The sequence below is a fragment of the Flavobacterium calami genome, assembly GCF_038290035.1.
Classification (GTDB): Bacteria; Bacteroidota; Bacteroidia; order Flavobacteriales; family Flavobacteriaceae; genus Flavobacterium; species Flavobacterium calami.
Genome location: NZ_JBBYHS010000001.1, coordinates 159,421 through 176,638, shown reverse-complemented (window position 1 = coordinate 176,638; position 17,218 = coordinate 159,421). Strand labels below are relative to the sequence as shown.

General features: G+C 36.4%; 8 protein-coding genes. All 8 read left to right on the top strand.

Annotated features, from left to right (window positions below):
- Nucleotides 1–22 precede the first annotated feature (22 nt).
- Nucleotides 23–1,267 carry a DUF2264 domain-containing protein gene (locus tag AAEO57_RS00655; RefSeq protein ID WP_341688444.1) on the top strand — a complete coding sequence of 415 codons (1,245 nt, stop codon included), beginning with the start codon at nt 23–25 and terminating at the stop codon, nt 1,265–1,267.
- A gap of 207 nt (nt 1,268–1,474) precedes the next feature.
- Entirely contained in the window at nt 1,475–2,626 is a 1,152-nt protein-coding gene (locus AAEO57_RS00650; RefSeq protein ID WP_341688442.1) for a glycoside hydrolase family 88/105 protein, read from the top strand.
- A 394-nt stretch (nt 2,627–3,020) separates the two neighbouring features.
- On the top strand, nt 3,021–6,353 hold the full coding sequence (locus tag AAEO57_RS00645; RefSeq protein ID WP_341688440.1) for a SusC/RagA family TonB-linked outer membrane protein: 3,333 nt from the start codon (nt 3,021–3,023) through the stop codon (nt 6,351–6,353).
- Nucleotides 6,354–6,366: 13 nt separating this feature from the next.
- A complete protein-coding gene (locus AAEO57_RS00640; protein ID WP_341688438.1) occupies nt 6,367–8,349 on the top strand; it encodes a RagB/SusD family nutrient uptake outer membrane protein in 1,983 nt (660 codons plus the stop codon).
- 359 nt (nt 8,350–8,708) lie between these two features.
- Nucleotides 8,709–13,241 (top strand): glycosyl hydrolase, encoded by a 4,533-nt coding sequence (locus AAEO57_RS00635; protein ID WP_341688436.1) that lies wholly within the window; start codon nt 8,709–8,711, stop codon nt 13,239–13,241.
- A 120-nt stretch (nt 13,242–13,361) separates the two neighbouring features.
- Nucleotides 13,362–14,213 (top strand): glycoside hydrolase family 16 protein, encoded by an 852-nt coding sequence (locus tag AAEO57_RS00630; RefSeq protein WP_341688435.1) that lies wholly within the window; start codon nt 13,362–13,364, stop codon nt 14,211–14,213.
- A 1-nt stretch (nt 14,214) separates the two neighbouring features.
- Nucleotides 14,215–15,339, top strand: a complete 1,125-nt coding sequence (locus AAEO57_RS00625) for a glycoside hydrolase family 43 protein (protein WP_341688434.1) — start codon at nt 14,215–14,217, stop codon at nt 15,337–15,339.
- A complete protein-coding gene (locus AAEO57_RS00620) occupies nt 15,309–17,117 on the top strand; it encodes a S41 family peptidase (RefSeq protein ID WP_341688433.1) in 1,809 nt (602 codons plus the stop codon). The genes AAEO57_RS00625 and AAEO57_RS00620 overlap by 31 nt, the downstream gene beginning before the upstream one ends.
- Nucleotides 17,118–17,218 lie beyond the last annotated feature (101 nt).

The window sequence follows — 17,218 nt, the reverse complement described above, 5'->3', positions numbered from 1 at the left end:
ATTTTAATAAATATAAAGATATATGAATAATCATTTAAAAAATACAATTTTATTAGGGTTTGCTTATTTTACAGCTTTCACGGGTTTGCAATCCCAATCAAAAAAACTGGAAAAAGATTCCCCTAAAAAAGTGCGTGAATTTTTCGTAGCTTCTTTAATCAAAATAGGCGATCCGGTATTAGATGCATTGAGCAAAAATCAGTTAAAAACATTGATGCCTGTAGAAAAATCTCCCGGTGCCTGGGACGAAAGGACTCATGTAACCTATCTGGAGGCTTTTGGGCGAACACTTTCAGGTATGGCTCCGTGGCTGGAGTTAGGTCCTGACGAAACTCCGGAAGGAAAACTGAGAGCGAAATATATTGACTTAGCACGAAAATCCATTCATAATGCAACTGATCCGAACAGTTTAGATTTTATGAATTTTGTAAAAGACAGACAGCCTTTGGTTGATGCCGCATTTTTTGCTCAGGCCTTGCTTCGTGCACCGAAACAGCTTTGGGAACCGCTGGATGCCGTTACAAAAGAAAATGTAATTAAAGCTTTAAAATCAACCAGAACCATTGAACCTTATCATAGCAACTGGCTTCTTTTTGCCGGAATGGTTGAGGCAGCGATAATTAAATTCGATAAAGATCCGGATACTAATCGATTGAATTATGCTTTATCAGAACACAAAAAATGGTATTTAGGCGACGGGACATACGGTGATGGTCCCGATTTTCACTGGGATTATTATAACAGTTTCGTCATTCACCCTATGCAACTGGATATTTTAACTGTATTGAAAGAGAAAAATAACGACTACAAAGCCGATTATGATACTGAGTTAAAAAGAGCCAAACGTTATGCGGCCATTCAGGAAAGATTAATTTCGCCGGATGGAACTTATCCTCCAATTGGAAGATCATTGGCGTATCGATTTGGTGCATTTCAGTTGCTGTCCCAAATTGCACTCTGGAAAGAACTGCCAAAAGAAGTTTCTCCGGCTCAGGTTCGGTCGGCGCTGTATGCTATGATTCATAACCAGATAAATACAAAAGGTACTTTCGATAAAAACGGCTGGCTTCAGGTAGGTTTATACGGGCATCAGAATAATATTGGCGAAGGATATATCTCAACAGGAAGTTTATATTTGTGTTCCGAAGCCTTTTTAGTTTTGGGCTTATTGGAAACAGATCCGTTTTGGAGTGATGCTTATGAGCCGTGGACACAAAAGAAAATATGGTCTGGTCAGCAGATTCCGATTGACCATGCTGAAAAATGATATAAATAGCAAAATAAGGTTAATTATAAACGGATGTCAGGCTGAGTCCATTCGACTTCGCTCAGGATAAACTTAGTCGAAGCCCCTCAAAGCTTTTACGGTTAAAAGCCTTCGACTCCGCTCAGGATGACACTAGTTTCTAAAAATATTTAGTTTTAAATTAGTTAAACCAAATAAGTCAAAACACTAATCTAATCTCATAACCAAATGAATTTTAAAAAATCACTTTTTGTACTGATAAGCACTGTTTCTTTAACAGCCTTTAGTTGCAAAAGCACAGCCCAAAAAACATCTTCAATAAAACAATCAAAAAAAGAAGTGATTTCGATTATTGATAAAGTCAACAATCACTGGCAGGAAACACACCCTGAACCGGGCAATTCTTTTTGGCATGTTTCGGCCTATCATACCGGAAACATGGAAGCTTACAAAGTAACCCAAAACAAAAAATACCTGGATTATTCTATGGCCTGGGCCGAGAAAAACCAATGGATGGGTGCCAAATCAAATGACAAGTCAGAGTGGAAATACAATTATGGAGAAACCGACAAACATGTTTTGTTTGGAGACTGGCAGATTTGTTTTCAGACGTATATCGATTTATACAATTTTACAGGAAAAAATGATCCACGCAAAATTGCACGTGCCCGCGAAGTGATCGAATACGAAATGAGTACTTCAACAAATGATTACTGGTGGTGGGTTGACGGATTGTATATGGTAATGCCGGTGATGACAAAGCTGTACAACGTTACCGGAAACGAGATGTATCTGGAAAAACTGCATTCTTATCTGCAATATGCAGATGGAATTATGTATGATAATGAAGCTAAGCTATATTTCCGTGATGCCAAATATGTCTATCCAAAACACAAAAGTGCCAACGGAAAAAAAGACTTTTGGGCAAGGGGAGACGGCTGGATTTTTGCCGGTTATGCCAAAATTATTCAGGATTTACCAAAATCGGCTAAACATAGGAACGAATACATCAATCGTTTTAAAGATATGGCTCAGGCTTTAGCAGCAGCTCAGCAAAACGAAGGTTACTGGACAAGAAGCATTCTCGATCCTGAACATGCCCCGGGACCGGAGACCAGTGGTACGGCCTTTTTTACTTACGGCTTTTTGTGGGGAATCAATAATGGAATTTTAGACAAAAAAACTTATCTGCCAGTTGTACAAAAATCATGGAATTATTTAACAAAATTCGCTCTTCAGGAAGATGGGACGGTTGGATATGTACAGCCAATTGGCGAAAAAGCAATTCCGGGACAGGTGGTTGATAAAAATTCTACAGCAGATTTTGGAGTGGGAGCTTTTTTACTGGCAGCATCAGAAATGTATCGTTATGTAAAATGACCATAATCATTGTTCAATACATATAAGGCTGTCAATTTTGGCAGCCTTATTTATTTTAAGCTGTATTTTTTTTTTTACTCTTTAAAGAAAAAACATTCTTAATCCGATGAAAAGTCTTGTTTTAAATTTTAAATAATTATGAATAAAATATTTTTAAACCTATTTTTTTATCATGGTACTAAAAAAACTTGTATTTAATGGTAAAATGCTGATTTGCCCCTTTTATAATGCTGTAATTACCCCCTTTTACTTATACGTGTTGCATTAGATTTGTGTTGTAAATCATGAGGCTGTGTAAAAATTTCTGGATTTAGAGAGACAATTTAGAATTACCAATTGCATTGTCCTGTGATTACAAACTTAACTAATCAATTAACCAAAATTACTACCAAAAATGACAAATTTTATTAAGAAAATCAAAGCTCCGGATTGCGCATCAGGATTTGATTTGAAAAAGAAACTTACAATATTTTGTGTATTGGTTTCCTTATCTCAAATGCATGCATACACTGCGGCTTCAGGGAGTACAAAAAAGCTTGAAAAAATTCAGCAGCAAAATAGTATAAGCGGGCAGGTTAAAGATCAAAATGGTATTCCATTACCGGGAGCCACTGTTTCGATAAAAGGAACAAAAATTGGAACTACAACAGATTTCGACGGAAAATTTAGTTTAGCAGGAGATGAAAATTCAGTATTAGTTGTTTCATTTGTTGGTTTTATAACCCAGGAAATAGTTGTAAAAAACAAATCGAATATTGTTGTACAATTAAAAGAGAATGCAGCTGCTTTAGAGGAAGTTGTAGTCGTGGGATATGGTAAAATGAAGAAAAAGGATTTAACCGGAGCAATTGTTCAGGTTAAGCCGGAAGCTTTGGCAAATCAAAATCCGCAGACTGTTCAGGATTTATTACGAGGCGTTCCAGGTTTGAAAGTTGGTTATTCAGCTGATGCAAAAGGAGGAGGGTCGTTACAGATTCGTGGACAGACTTCTGTTTACAATCCTGATGGTGCAAATCGTAATTCGCCCCTTATTATTTTAGATGGAATGCAGTTTTATGGAGAGCTTTCAGAAATCAATCCTGATGATGTTGGTCAGATTGATGTTTTAAAAGATGCATCAGCAACAGCTATATTTGGTTCTAAAGCCTCTGCAGGAGTTATTGTTATTTCCACAAAAAGAGGAAAAACAGGTAAGCCTGTTATAAATATTACTACCAATACAACAATTATCAATGAAAGTGCCTATCGTGATGTATATTCTCCAGAGGGGTATGTAAAATACCGTCAGGATTGGGAGACTGCCAAAACATATGGACAAAATACCGCAACAGGAAATTACGAGGCATGGATAACAGGAACAGCTGCCGGTAAACCGGGATACTATACAAATCCAAGTCAATTAGACCAATATGGTATCACTGAGGCACAATGGTTAGCTTATCAGCCTGTTGGGCAAACACAAGGAAAAAGTCTGAATGAAGTTTGGGGACTGCGTTTGGGTATTACTGACCCTATGCTTTTGAAAAATTTTACAGAAGGAAAAACACACAACTGGTATGATAGTACTTTTAGAACAGGAATCAATCACGACAATAATTTAAGCGTTTCCGGAGCAAGCGACAAAGTAAATTATTATATGTCCTTGGGTTATTTAACGTCAGAAGGAGCGATTCAGGGTAATGATTATGAGGCAGTTCGTGCGAATATGAAAGTCGATGCAAAAATTACAAGCTGGCTTGAATTTGGCGCAAACGTTAATTTTCAGGACCGTACAGACGGAGATATAGCTGTAGGCACAGGTACAAATTACTGGGATGCAAATATGTTGAGAAACAGCCCGTTTTCCAACTTTACAGATGCAAACGGTGCATATGAGAGACAACCGATGGGTCCAACTATTGGAGGATACAATTACTACTACGACCGCCAATTCATTGAACTTGAAAGAGGTTATACTGTACTGAATACTATTTTTAATACAAAAGTGAATTTACCTTTTGGAATTACATATTCTTTTAATGTGGCACCACGCTATCAATTTTTTTACAATCGTTATTTTCAGTCATCAGGTCATAAAGGCTGGAATCCTGCTACCATAGGAGTAGACAGGGAAAACGGTAAAAATTTTACATGGAACCTGAATAACACCTTAACATGGGATTATACATTTGCTGAAAAACACCATATCATAGCCACTTTTGTTCAGGAAGCAGAAGAACTGAAAACCTGGTCAGATCGTGTTGATGCCAATAATATTCTGCCATCAGATGCATTGGGATTTCATAACATAGCTAATGCAACACTTGCAAACAGTACGTTTACCTCCAACGATACGCATCAAACGGCCGACGCATTAATGGCGAGACTTTTCTATTCGTTTGATGATCGTTACATGATAACAGGAACGATTCGTCGCGATGGATATTCAGCATTTGGATCTACAGATCCGTATGGAGTTTACCCTTCTGTTGCAGCAGCATGGACTTTTAATAAAGAAAGCTGGTTTAATTGGAGTCCTATGAGTACAGGTAAATTACGTTTGTCCTGGGGTAAAAACGGAAACAGAACGCTTTCTGATCCCTACATAGCTTTAGCAAACTTGAGTTCTGGTACCGGTGCAACAATGGGCTATATCGATGCTTCAGGAAATATTGTTGATGTGAAGTATTTAGGAATCGATCGTATGGCAAATCCGAATTTGCAGTGGGAAAAAACAGAAGCAACCAATATTGGTCTTGACCTTGGTTTTTTAAATGATCGAATTACAAGTACAATTGATGTTTACAGATCAGTTACTCATGACATGATAATGATTCAGCGTTTACCAGGTTTTACAGGATTTGGATCAATTGCGACCAATCTTGGAGAAGTTGAAAACAGAGGTATTGAGATAGCTCTTAATACCATAAATATAAAAAATCCAAATTTTGAATGGACTACAATGGTTGCCTTTTCATACAACAAGAACATCATTAATGCATTATACGGTAATATGGAAGATATCAAGGATGCCAATGGTAATGTTATTGGAAAAAAAGAGTCTGATGATAAAACCAATGGATGGTTTATAGGAAGACCAATCTCTCAAATCTGGGATTACAAAGTAATTGGAATCTGGCAAAAAGAGGAGTGGGAGGAAGCTGCAAAATACGGACAACGTCCTGGAGATCCAAAAGTTGAAAATAGCTACACAGCTGATGATGTGAATGGAAAACCTGTTTATAATGAAAAAGACAAACAATTTTTAGGACAGACAGCCCCTCCAATTAACTGGTCGCTTCGTAATGAATTTAAATTTTATAAAAACTGGAATCTGGCAATCAATATGTATTCTTACATGGGACACAAATCACTTGACGGACGTTATATGAATACGTATAATGACGGTAGTTTATATACCAACAACTACAATCCGTTTGTAAACCCTTATTGGACCATTGATAATCCAACCAATGACTGGGCACGCCTTGATGCCAGAGGGCCTGCAGGTGCCGGCACAGCAAAATTATACGATCGCAGTTTTATTCGTTTAGATAATATTTCTTTGGCTTATACACTTCCTAAAGATCTTTTAGACAGACTGCATGTTAGAAATTTCAAAATCTATGCTTCAGTTCAGAATGCTGCAACATGGTCTGCTTCTGGCGAATGGAAGTACTATGGAGACCCGGAAACAGGCGGACTGGCTACACGAATGTTTAATTTAGGTTTTAACGTTTCACTTTAATAATTATTCAACAATGAAAAAATATATAAAAAATAAAATCTCAACATTAGCACCTTTAGTAGCAATGACTGCTCTTTTGGTTTCTTGTTCAAAGGATTTTCTGGACCCTGATCCGCTATCATTTTACGAACCTGAAACTACATTTTCAACAGAATCAGGCTTACAGGCAGTTTTAGCAAGCGCTGATAAACAATTGCGTAATAATTATATTCATTATAATAATGCCGGTAATAGTGTGCCTATTGGTACAGAATATGTTTTCTCTGATATGGCAAAATATGGAAAAACGGATAATACCAGTACTATTTCTGATTTTGCGAATACTATAGTGCCTACCGGAAGTTTTAAAACGGCAACAAATGATGATTTTTATCTTGGGTTTTACTGGGACGAAGCTTATACCGGTATTAAACATGCCAATACTATATTGACCTACATTGATAAGGTGACCAGTTTAACACAGGAAGTTAAGAATAAGTATATCGGTCAGGCTTATTTTCACAGAGCATACCGCTATTTAAATCTTGTATATCAATTTGGTGATATACCTTTAATTACTAAAATTCTGGAAGTTCCAAAGCAAAGTTATTATTCAACCAAAAAAGAAGCAATCATCGAAATGATTACAGCCGATATGGAAAAGGCTGTAGAATGGGTTCCGGAACAGTCAAAACTGCCTTATCTGGGTGTAGTGAATAAAGGAGCATGCCGTCAATTGCTGATTAAGTGTTATCTGGCTTCCGGAAAATTTGCAGAAGCAGAAGCACAGGCCAATATCCTGATTAATCAGTCAGGTTATTCTCTGATGCAAAGTAATTTTGGAACTTTTGATCCGGGCGGAAATCCACAAACATGGACCATTACCAGAAATGTCGTTTGGGATTTACACAGACCTGAAAATAAGGTTATTGCTGCCAATAGAGAGGCCATTTTGGTGATGCCAAACGGAGGAGTACAATCATTTTTGTCTTTTGCTTCTATGAGAATCTTTGGACCTAACTGGAATTCAGGTACACTAACTACACCAGACGGTAAACAGGCAGCAGCCCGTTTTGCCTCAAACAATGCCAATTATCAGGTAAAATATGATTATGCAAGAGCTTTAGGACGCGGTATTGCAACTATTAGTGCTTCCTATTATTCACAGCATCCTATGTGGGTGGTAAACGGTATTGAGGACAAACAGGATCTTAGGCACAATAATACTGTTGGTAACTGGGTCAATATGGAAGATCTTAAATACAGTGATAAGACTTCTGCATATTATCAGCAAAATTTTAGAATGAAACATAATGGTGTTCTGTTATCAAAAGATACTCTTCGTGAATGGTTTGATTTCCCATTATATAAAATCTATCTGCATGATGTTGTAAATGAAACTAATCCAAATGCAACTGATTTTCAGGGAGCGAGTACCGGAAGTAAGGCACATTGGTACCTGTATCGTTTAGCAGAAACCTATTTATTAAGAGCCGAAGCACGTTTTTATCAGGGCAATATAGGGGGAGCAACTCAGGATGTGAATGCTATCAGAGCCAGAGCCGGAGCTTCTCAGATGTACACACAGGTTACAATTGGTGATATTTGTGCAGAAAGAGGAAGAGAACTTTATCTGGAAGAATGGCGAAATGTGGAGTTAAAACGTATTTCACACTGTCTCGCCCTGAGTGGAAAACCTGATGAATGGGGACAGACCTACAATATAGCGAATTGGGATAAACAATCAGGAACAGATAACGCCGGAGGGAGTTACTGGTATCAGCGTATTGTGCATTATACGCTTTATAACAAACATCCAAATGGAATTGTGGTACCAAATGGCACTAAGTTTTATACGATGGACAAACGCAATAACTACTGGCCAATTCCAAACAGCGCTATAACGGCAAATATTAAAGGTAAATTAAGCCAGAACTACGGGTACGACGGTTACGATCCTAACATTAAGGTTTGGGATAAATGGCAGGATGCTGTTGCCGATGAAAGCCAGATTTGATATGAATTCACACTTGCAAATTCAATTATTCTGTAAGTTCTAAATTTCAATTCATTCCTATATAAAAGTAGTATTCGCAGTTCAAAATCACTTTACGATTTTGAACTGTTGAACTACTGTTGCAGATTCTGAAAAGGTTTTCAATAATCCAATAACTTAAAGTGTAAGTTTAAATTAAATAATTTAAATAATTATTTTTTAAATGATTATGTAATTAAAATTTATTTGTTGATTTCTTCTTTTATAATTCAGATTAAACTTTAAAAATGAAATTTATCAGTTCTAATACCAAACCTATGGAAGGTAACTGATAAAGCATAAAATAAAAATTTTAAACCAATTTTTAAATAAGACTTAATATGAAAAAATTATACACTTTTTTAGTATTCGGACTATCTGTGTTTTTGTTTCGGATACAGGCACAGGTGCCCAATCTGCCGGTCAAAGTAAATTTGGCTACGACATTAAACGGTTCAAAGACATTTAGTAACAGTACTGCTCCGGATATACTATCTTTTCCGTTGTCCAACCAGACAGAATTTACATTGGAAATAAAAGCCAAAGTAAATTCGGCTCAGGGCAGAGGACTTGATGTAGAGGTTAAAAACACAGCAGGACTAGGATTCAGGACTTCTTTGGATAAAAATACTTTTAATCATTCTACAGTTTTATCAGCTGTAGAAAATTTATCTACTTCTGCTGATAATGCTCAGGAGCAAACGTATAGGTATGCTGTAAAAAACGGTCTTGTAAATATGTATCAGGACGGTCATTTTTTAACTTCAAAAGCCCTTGATTTTGTTATTGATAATTCAGTTACACAAACAGCATACGGTTCAGATAACCTGTTAGGGAGATGGGCAGGAGTGACAGGCAATAATTCGGGTAAACCAAATGATTATGGCTGGGCGAATACCTCGGCAAGTCTTCCCTGGAATACTGCTAATTCTACAAGCGGAGTCCGATATCTGGATGTAACTTCCGGACATACATTCGAATCAGACAATACAGCTTATAACGGAAGAATAATGTACATACGCTGGGACAACAGTGCTTATTCTACTTCGACCTACAGTTATCCTGTAAAACTGGAAAAAGACCTGAAATATGAATTTTCATGGATTTATGAATATGTATCGAATTCTGCTCCCGGAACTCCAATTAATGTAGCCATATCAGCCGCAGCAAACGGAACCGGAGCTATTGCCTCTAAAAGTTTTGTAACAGGTAATGCCAACAAATTAAGAAGAGGCGATTTCTCTTTTATAGCAACTGCTGACGGAACATTTTATGTTACTATTACAGCAGGATCAGGACTTATGGCAATTGGGGATTTAAAATTAAAATCTTCAAATTTAATCAATACCTGGGATGGTTTTGCTAATGATAATTCAGGTTCTCCCGCAGCTTACAACTGGACCAACTCATTATCTTCAGCCATTTTCAATACAGCAAATGCCACCAGCGGAGCACGGTATATGGATGTAACATCAGGACACACTTTCGAATCGGTTGATACAAATTATGCAGGAAGATTGCTTTATATCAGATGGGACGGAACGGCTGAAAACTCCGTTTATTCGTTTCCTGTACAATTGGAAGCTTCCAGAGATTATCAATTTTCATGGCTGTATGAGTACATTTCAAATTTAGCTCCCGGTTCTCAAATGAGTGTATCTGTTTCTACATCAGCGAATGGTGGCGGAACGGTTATTTCGTCAAAAAGTTTTGCAACAGGGGCTATTAATAAACTAAGGAGAGGCGATTTATCTTTTCAGTCTCAGAATGCCGGAACGTATTATGTCAATATCACAGGTGATAAAGCCCTTTTTGGAATCGGAGATTTAAAAGTTCAGACGCAACAGCTGGCAAATATCATTATTGGTAAAAATTATGCAGTTGGTGCTGTTGATATGGAAGTGAGTTCGGTAACTTTTGAAAATACAGCTTATGCTCCGGAAAAAATCATAAGCCCTTCTGCTATAACTTCCGAAATTACAAGCAGTGTGAATGTTGGTGCTTATGCAAAATCAAGCGTAGTTTTAAACGGATCTGCTTCTTTATATTTAAAAAATGCTCATAATCCGTTGATTAATACAACTGTGAATCTAAATTCGGCAAACGCCCGATTGTATTTTGAAAACAAGAAACCGAGTGAGGTTATTAGCTCATATTTACAGTACATTACGTTAAATAGCGTTGCTGCCGGCAATGGCACAAATGTGCTAGTGACTAATTATGGCAGTGGAGCCGTGGTAGCTCCTTATTCGGTAAACGAAATGCCTTTGGAGGTTTTTACCGCAGAAAATTTTGGAGGCACCTCTCAGCAATATGCAGCTGTAACGCCTCATGATAATTTGAGTTCATTTGATAACGCAATAAAATCATTCAAATTGAAAAAAGGCTACATGGCAACCTTCGCTTCAAATGCAGACGGAAGCGGTTACAGCAGGGTTTTTATAGCCGAAAATCAGGATTTGGAAATTGCAGTTTTGCCTGTAAATTTAAACGGAACCATTTCGTTTATCAGAACAATGAAATGGCACGAAGTAAATAAAAAAGGGCTTGCGGGTGGAAGCACAGAGGCAATGGATGCCACCAATATTACCTGGTATTACAACTGGAATACCGGAATGAGTTCTACACCCAATATTGAATATGTACCGATAAGACAGACCAATTTCTGGCCGTCATTTACTCCTGCCTACACAAAAGAAGGGTATACACATCTTTTAGGATTTAATGAACCGGATCGTCCCGATCAGGCGAATATGACGGTTGAGGCTGCCATAGCTTCCTGGCCGGCATTGATGAAATCAGGTTTAAGATTAGGTTCTCCTGCAACATCAGATCCTTTTAATCCGTGGATGGGGACTTTTATGGCACAGGCTGAGGCCAATAATTACCGAATCGATTATGTAGCAATTCATTGTTACTGGTACAAAACTGCTGCTCAGTGGAAAAGTGATTTGCAGAATATCTATGACCGATATAAAAGACCGCTTTGGATTACAGAATGGAATATAGGAGCAAACTGGACAGGCAATAATTTTCCTGACGGTCCAACTTTATTGACGGATGCAAACGCCATTAAACATAAAAATGATCTCGCAGCAATATTAACTCTTCTGGAAACTACCGATTATGTAGAACGTTATTCAATATACAACTGGGTTCAAGACGCAAGGGCAATGTATGTTACAATAGACGATGCCTTTAAAACGAGAAATCCAAACTGGCAAAATTATGTATGGCTTCAAACCGCACCCGCGATTTCCAGTAACGCTACAAGTTATGTGGTTTTAACTCCTGCAGGAGAGTATTATGCGAATAATGCTTCGGCGAAAGCCTTTAGTTCGAATAGAGAATACATTCCAACCTGGAAAACAAAAGTGGAGACACTGAGTTACCAATTGTCATCTGACTATCAAAATATTACTATTAACTGGACGGGCAATAATTCTGATTTAGTAAATAAATATATTCTGGAAAGAAAATTAACAGGCGAAAATGACTTTTCTGTTTTTTATGAAACAACAGATTATAACGTTATTAAGAAAACTGATTTAGTGCATTCACGAGCAGAATACCGAATCAAAGTGGTAGGTAAAGACAATACAGAATCAACGTACTCGGCTGTACTGGTTTTTGAACAGTCTCCAATTGCCGCTACACCTTCAGATATCGTTGGAAAGGCACTATCCAAATCTATAATCAATTTAAAATGGCCGGCTGTTGCAGGAGCAGAATCCTATACAATCAAAAGATCGGAAACCTTGAATGGAACTTACGAAGATGTGGCTGTCTATCTAAAAGAAACGACCTTTGATGATATTAATTTACAGGAGAATAAAGATTATTTCTATAAGCTGGCAGCAGTAAATACAGGTGGTGAAAGTCCGTATTCTACGCCTTTGCAGGTTAAAACAATGGCGTTTGCAATTCCGCCAGCGGTTACTAATGCGAGTTTGGCGTATGGTGATGCAAAAGTAAATCTCGAATGGGATTTTATGTACGACGTTAGTTTTTATGTAAAAAGATCCACTTCATCATCAGGACCTTTTACAACTATAGCAACCACTACAACAAATTCATATATTGATGTATCAGTTTCAAACGGAACTCCTTACTATTATAAAATCGCAGCCTTTAACACTCTGGGTGAAGGACCTGAATCAAATCTTCTTACAGCTATACCTGCGCCGGGGCAAAAGATTACCGGCAGTATAATTGGACATCAGGGCTCTTATAACAATAGTGGTTTTACAATCGAAAAAGCTTTTGATGAAGATATCACCACTTTCGTGGATGGACCAACGGCAACAGGATATTTGGGATATGATTTCGGAACAAACGGCAAAGCCAGTCTGACGGATATCAGATACGTTCCCCGAAACGGATTCGGCAATCGCATTCCGGGAAGTGAAATTCGCGGTTCGAACAGTGAGGATTATCTTAATACGTTTGAGGTTTTGCACGTGATTACACAAACTCCTGCCAATGATCTTTTTGCAACAGACAGTGGTCTGGCAACTCCAAAATACAGATATATCTATTGGTACACGCCAACGGGTTACGGAAATATAGCTGAACTTGAGTTTTACGGAAGCATCGATACGACTTTGTCAACCAATAAACCTCAGACTGCATTTTCACAAAACATAAAAGCTTATCCAAATCCCACCTCAGGTCAGTTTGATATTGACTTTCCAATTGGTGTCACGTCTCAAATGGTTGCAATTTATACGGCAGATGGTAAATTGATTTCTCAATCTAATTATGCTGTTGAAAATGGTAAAATTCACCTAAATCTGGATAAAAACAGCACAGGGATATACTTCATAAAGTTTAATTCTTATCCTGATAAAACAATTCGGGTTGTAAAGAAATAAGAATTAAGCGGATAAAAATAAAGTTAGTTTGGTTATATTTTTTTGGGCGATGGGGGATTTTGAGCAATCCCCCATTTTCTTAAAAAGAATAATATAACCGAATTGTAAATAAGTAATGAAATGAAATTTAATGTGAATATTTTTTTTGTTTTAGGGAGTACAGCGATGCTGTGTAGTTTTGTTTCATTTAAAGAAAAGCAACATCAGAAAGAAAAATATGAGTTAGTCTGGAGTGATGAATTTACTACTAATGGAATTCCGGATGAAAAGAACTGGAATTACGAAACCGGCTTTGTAAGAAATCAGGAAGCGCAATGGTACCAAAAAGAAAATGCTTTCTGTAAAAACGGTTTCCTGATTATTGAAGCCCGAAAAGAAAACAGATCAAACCCGGATTTTGTTTCAAAAACCCATTCCGACTGGACAAAAAACAGAGATTCCATAAAAGTAACATCTTCCTGTTTAATTACCAGTGGAAAGCATTCCTGGCAATATGGCCGATTCGAAATGCGGGCTAAAATTCCAACAGGAAAAGGAATGTGGCCGGCATTTTGGACTTTAGGCATACACGGGAACTGGCCTGCAAACGGTGAAATTGACATTATGGAATATTACACCGGAAAAATATTAGCCAATGCATGCTGGAAATCTGATGAATCCAAAACAGTCTGGGACAGTTCGACAAAAATGCTAACTGATTTTAATAAAGATTGGGAAGATCAGTTTCACATCTGGAGAATGGATTGGGACGCCAAATGGATCAGATTATTTGTTGATGATCAGTTGCTAAACGAGATTAGCGTCTATGAAACGATGAACTACAAAAATCAGAAAATAAAACCTTTTCAGCAGCCACATTATCTACTGGTAAATCTGGCAGTAGGAGGAATGAACGGAGGTGAATTTACAAGCGATAATTTACCGTCACAATACATAATAGATTATATCAGGGTTTATCAAAAAAAGCATTAAAATGAAATTAAAATATTCGATACTTATAAGTTTTCTGAGTTGTTTCGTTTTCGGACAAAACAATTCTTTTCAACCAGGAAAACTATGGAAAGACAATGATGGCAAGCATATTAATGCCCATGGTGGAGGAGTTATTTTTGTTGATGGAACCTATTATTGGTATGGCGAATTTAAAACCGAAGGCAAGGGCGGAAATACTGCACTGAAAGGAGTTAGCTGCTATTCATCAAAAGATTTGTACAATTGGTACAATGAAGGAATTGTGCTAAAAGTAGAGGAAGATCCTAAATCTGAAATAACAAAAGGATGCATTATGGAGCGTCCAAAAGTGGTTTTTAATAAAAAAACGGGCAAATACATCATGTGGTTTCATTTGGAATTGAAAGGACAAGGTTATGATGCTGCCAAAGCTGCCGTAGCCATAAGTGATTCTCCAAAAGGGCCTTTTGTATATAAAAAATCATACCGTCCCAATAAAGGAGTCTGGCCAATCGGTTTTAAGGATGAATTAAAATCCGCTTCAGCTGATGAACGCAATTTAAAATCCTGGAGCCCGGAATGGATAACCGCTATTCAAAACGGAATGCTGGTACGCAGGGATTTTAAAAAAGGACAAATGGCGAGGGACATGACAGTGTATGTGGATGATAATGACAAAGGGTATCTTATCCATTCTTCTGAGGAAAATCTGACGCTTCATATTTCTGAATTGACGGATGATTATTTAGATTTTACAGAAAAATGGACCCGAATGGCGCCGGCAGGTCATAACGAAGCACCGGTAATTTTAAAAAAAGACGGAATTTATTATATGATAACTTCAGGCTGTACAGGCTGGGAACCAAATGAAGCACGTTCTTTTAAATCGAGTTCTATTTGGGGACCGTGGGAATCGATAGGAAATCCCTGTATCGGTAAAGATGCAGAGCTTACTTTTCATTCACAAAGCACATATATTTTTCCTGTTCAGGGCAAAAAAGATCAGTTTGTTTTCATGGCCGACCGTTGGAAACCTGACAATCCTATTGATGGGACATATGTGTGGCTTCCTGTAACAATTAAGGATGAAAAGCCTGTTTTAAAATGGTTTGATGAATGGAATCTAAACGTATTTTCAGAAAATTAATGACAAAAATTATTGATTTGATAGTCTGGTTATTACTTATTTGTTTTTGTATTGGTCGAAATCTAAACAAGAAAATAGCTAAAATAAAATTTATGAAACGACAAAATATTTTTGCAATTGCTCTTTGCTTATGCTTTATCATACAAACTTTTTCGCAGGAAAAAAAAGAAATTACAGTTATTGAGAAATATAAACAATTTGGACTTGTTTGGGGATTAATTAAATATCATCATTCTGAAGTAAGTAAAGGAAAATACGATTGGGATAGCATATTTATTGAAAATATTGATAAGCTGGATATTGTTACTTCACAAAGTGAACTTAATGATTTTTTGTTAAATTTCATTTTATCAATTCAAACCAGTAAAATAAAGATAGATATTGATAATGAGGATTTATTCAAAAAAAATCTGGATTATGATTGGATAGAACAATATTCAGCGAATGACAAACTTTATAATTATTTAAAACAATTAAAAGAAAATACAATTATCGGTGATTATTATGTTGTGAAGCAAATAAACAGGAAATTGACAGCTCAAAAAGATAGTGGAGAATTTAAATCATTTGATTATAAAATTAAAAGTCACAGACTACTTGAATTATTTAGCTATTGGAATGTTATCCAGTATCATTATGTGAATAAATATTTAATCGATACCAATTGGGTAAGTCAGTTGGATTATTTTGTTGATGGTTTCATAAACAGTAATTCTAATCTTGAATATGAAGTACAAAAAAATAAATTAATAGCTTCTATAAAGGATTGTCACGCCTATCATCTTTCGAAACTTGTATCTGACTCGCTAATATTTAAATACAAACCGCCATTTAGAGTAAAACTTGTTAATGACACTCTAGTAGTTACAGGTATTTTTAATAACAAATTAGGTGAAAAAGATGACTTGAAATTAGGGGATTTGATAATCGAAGTCCAAGATCAAAATATTAAGTCAGTACTCAACAAAAAAGTAGGCTCCATGCTTTCTTTTTCAAATGATTCTTATTTGAAAAGGGTGGCAGGATGGGTATTCTATAATAATGAAGATAGCATTAAAGTTAAAATAAAAAGAAAAGATTCTATCATTGATAAATATATTCATCTTTATAAAGACTTTGAAGTTAAAGATCCTTCCTGGTTAAAAAGCTTTTATGTTGAAAAAAAATGGCAGCTTATTGATAATAAAATTGGCTACATAAATTTGAAAGAAATTACTAAAAATGAATTAAAAGAAGCATTTGAAGAATTTTCAAACACAGATGGAATTGTAATTGATTTAAGAAATGCTCCAAAATATATTTCAGAAGCCGATATTCCAAAATATACTTATCCTGAAAAAAGAAAATTTATAAAAGTTCTTTTCCCTTTACCTGATAGGCCTTCATTGGCGAAATTTGATACCCCTTTGATTAGTTATATTCTCGATCCCTTTGAAAGTGGTAGTAAAAATTTAAAATACTACGACAAAAGAATTGTTTTATTAGTTAATGGTTCAACACAAAGTAGAATGGAGTTTATCGGGATGGCTATTCAAGCATCTCCTAATTGCCTGACTATTGGCGAAAGCACTGCCGGTTCTGTTATGAATATTGCTACTTTCACTATGGCTGATGGGACACAAACTAATTTCACAAGCTTAGGCGCATTTTATCCAGATGGAACTGAAGTGCAAAAAAAAGGCTTAAAAATAGATTACTTTGTTAATGAAACCACATCAAATTTCACTCAGGATCAATATATAAAGGAAGCAATTAAGCAAATAAGATTTAAAAGTTAGAGTAAAGGGCAATAATTTTAAAGTGTTGTTTTTACACTTTTTATTTGATAACTTGCTTTCCCAACCATAAATACAAGTGTTTATGGTTTCAGCTAGCGTAT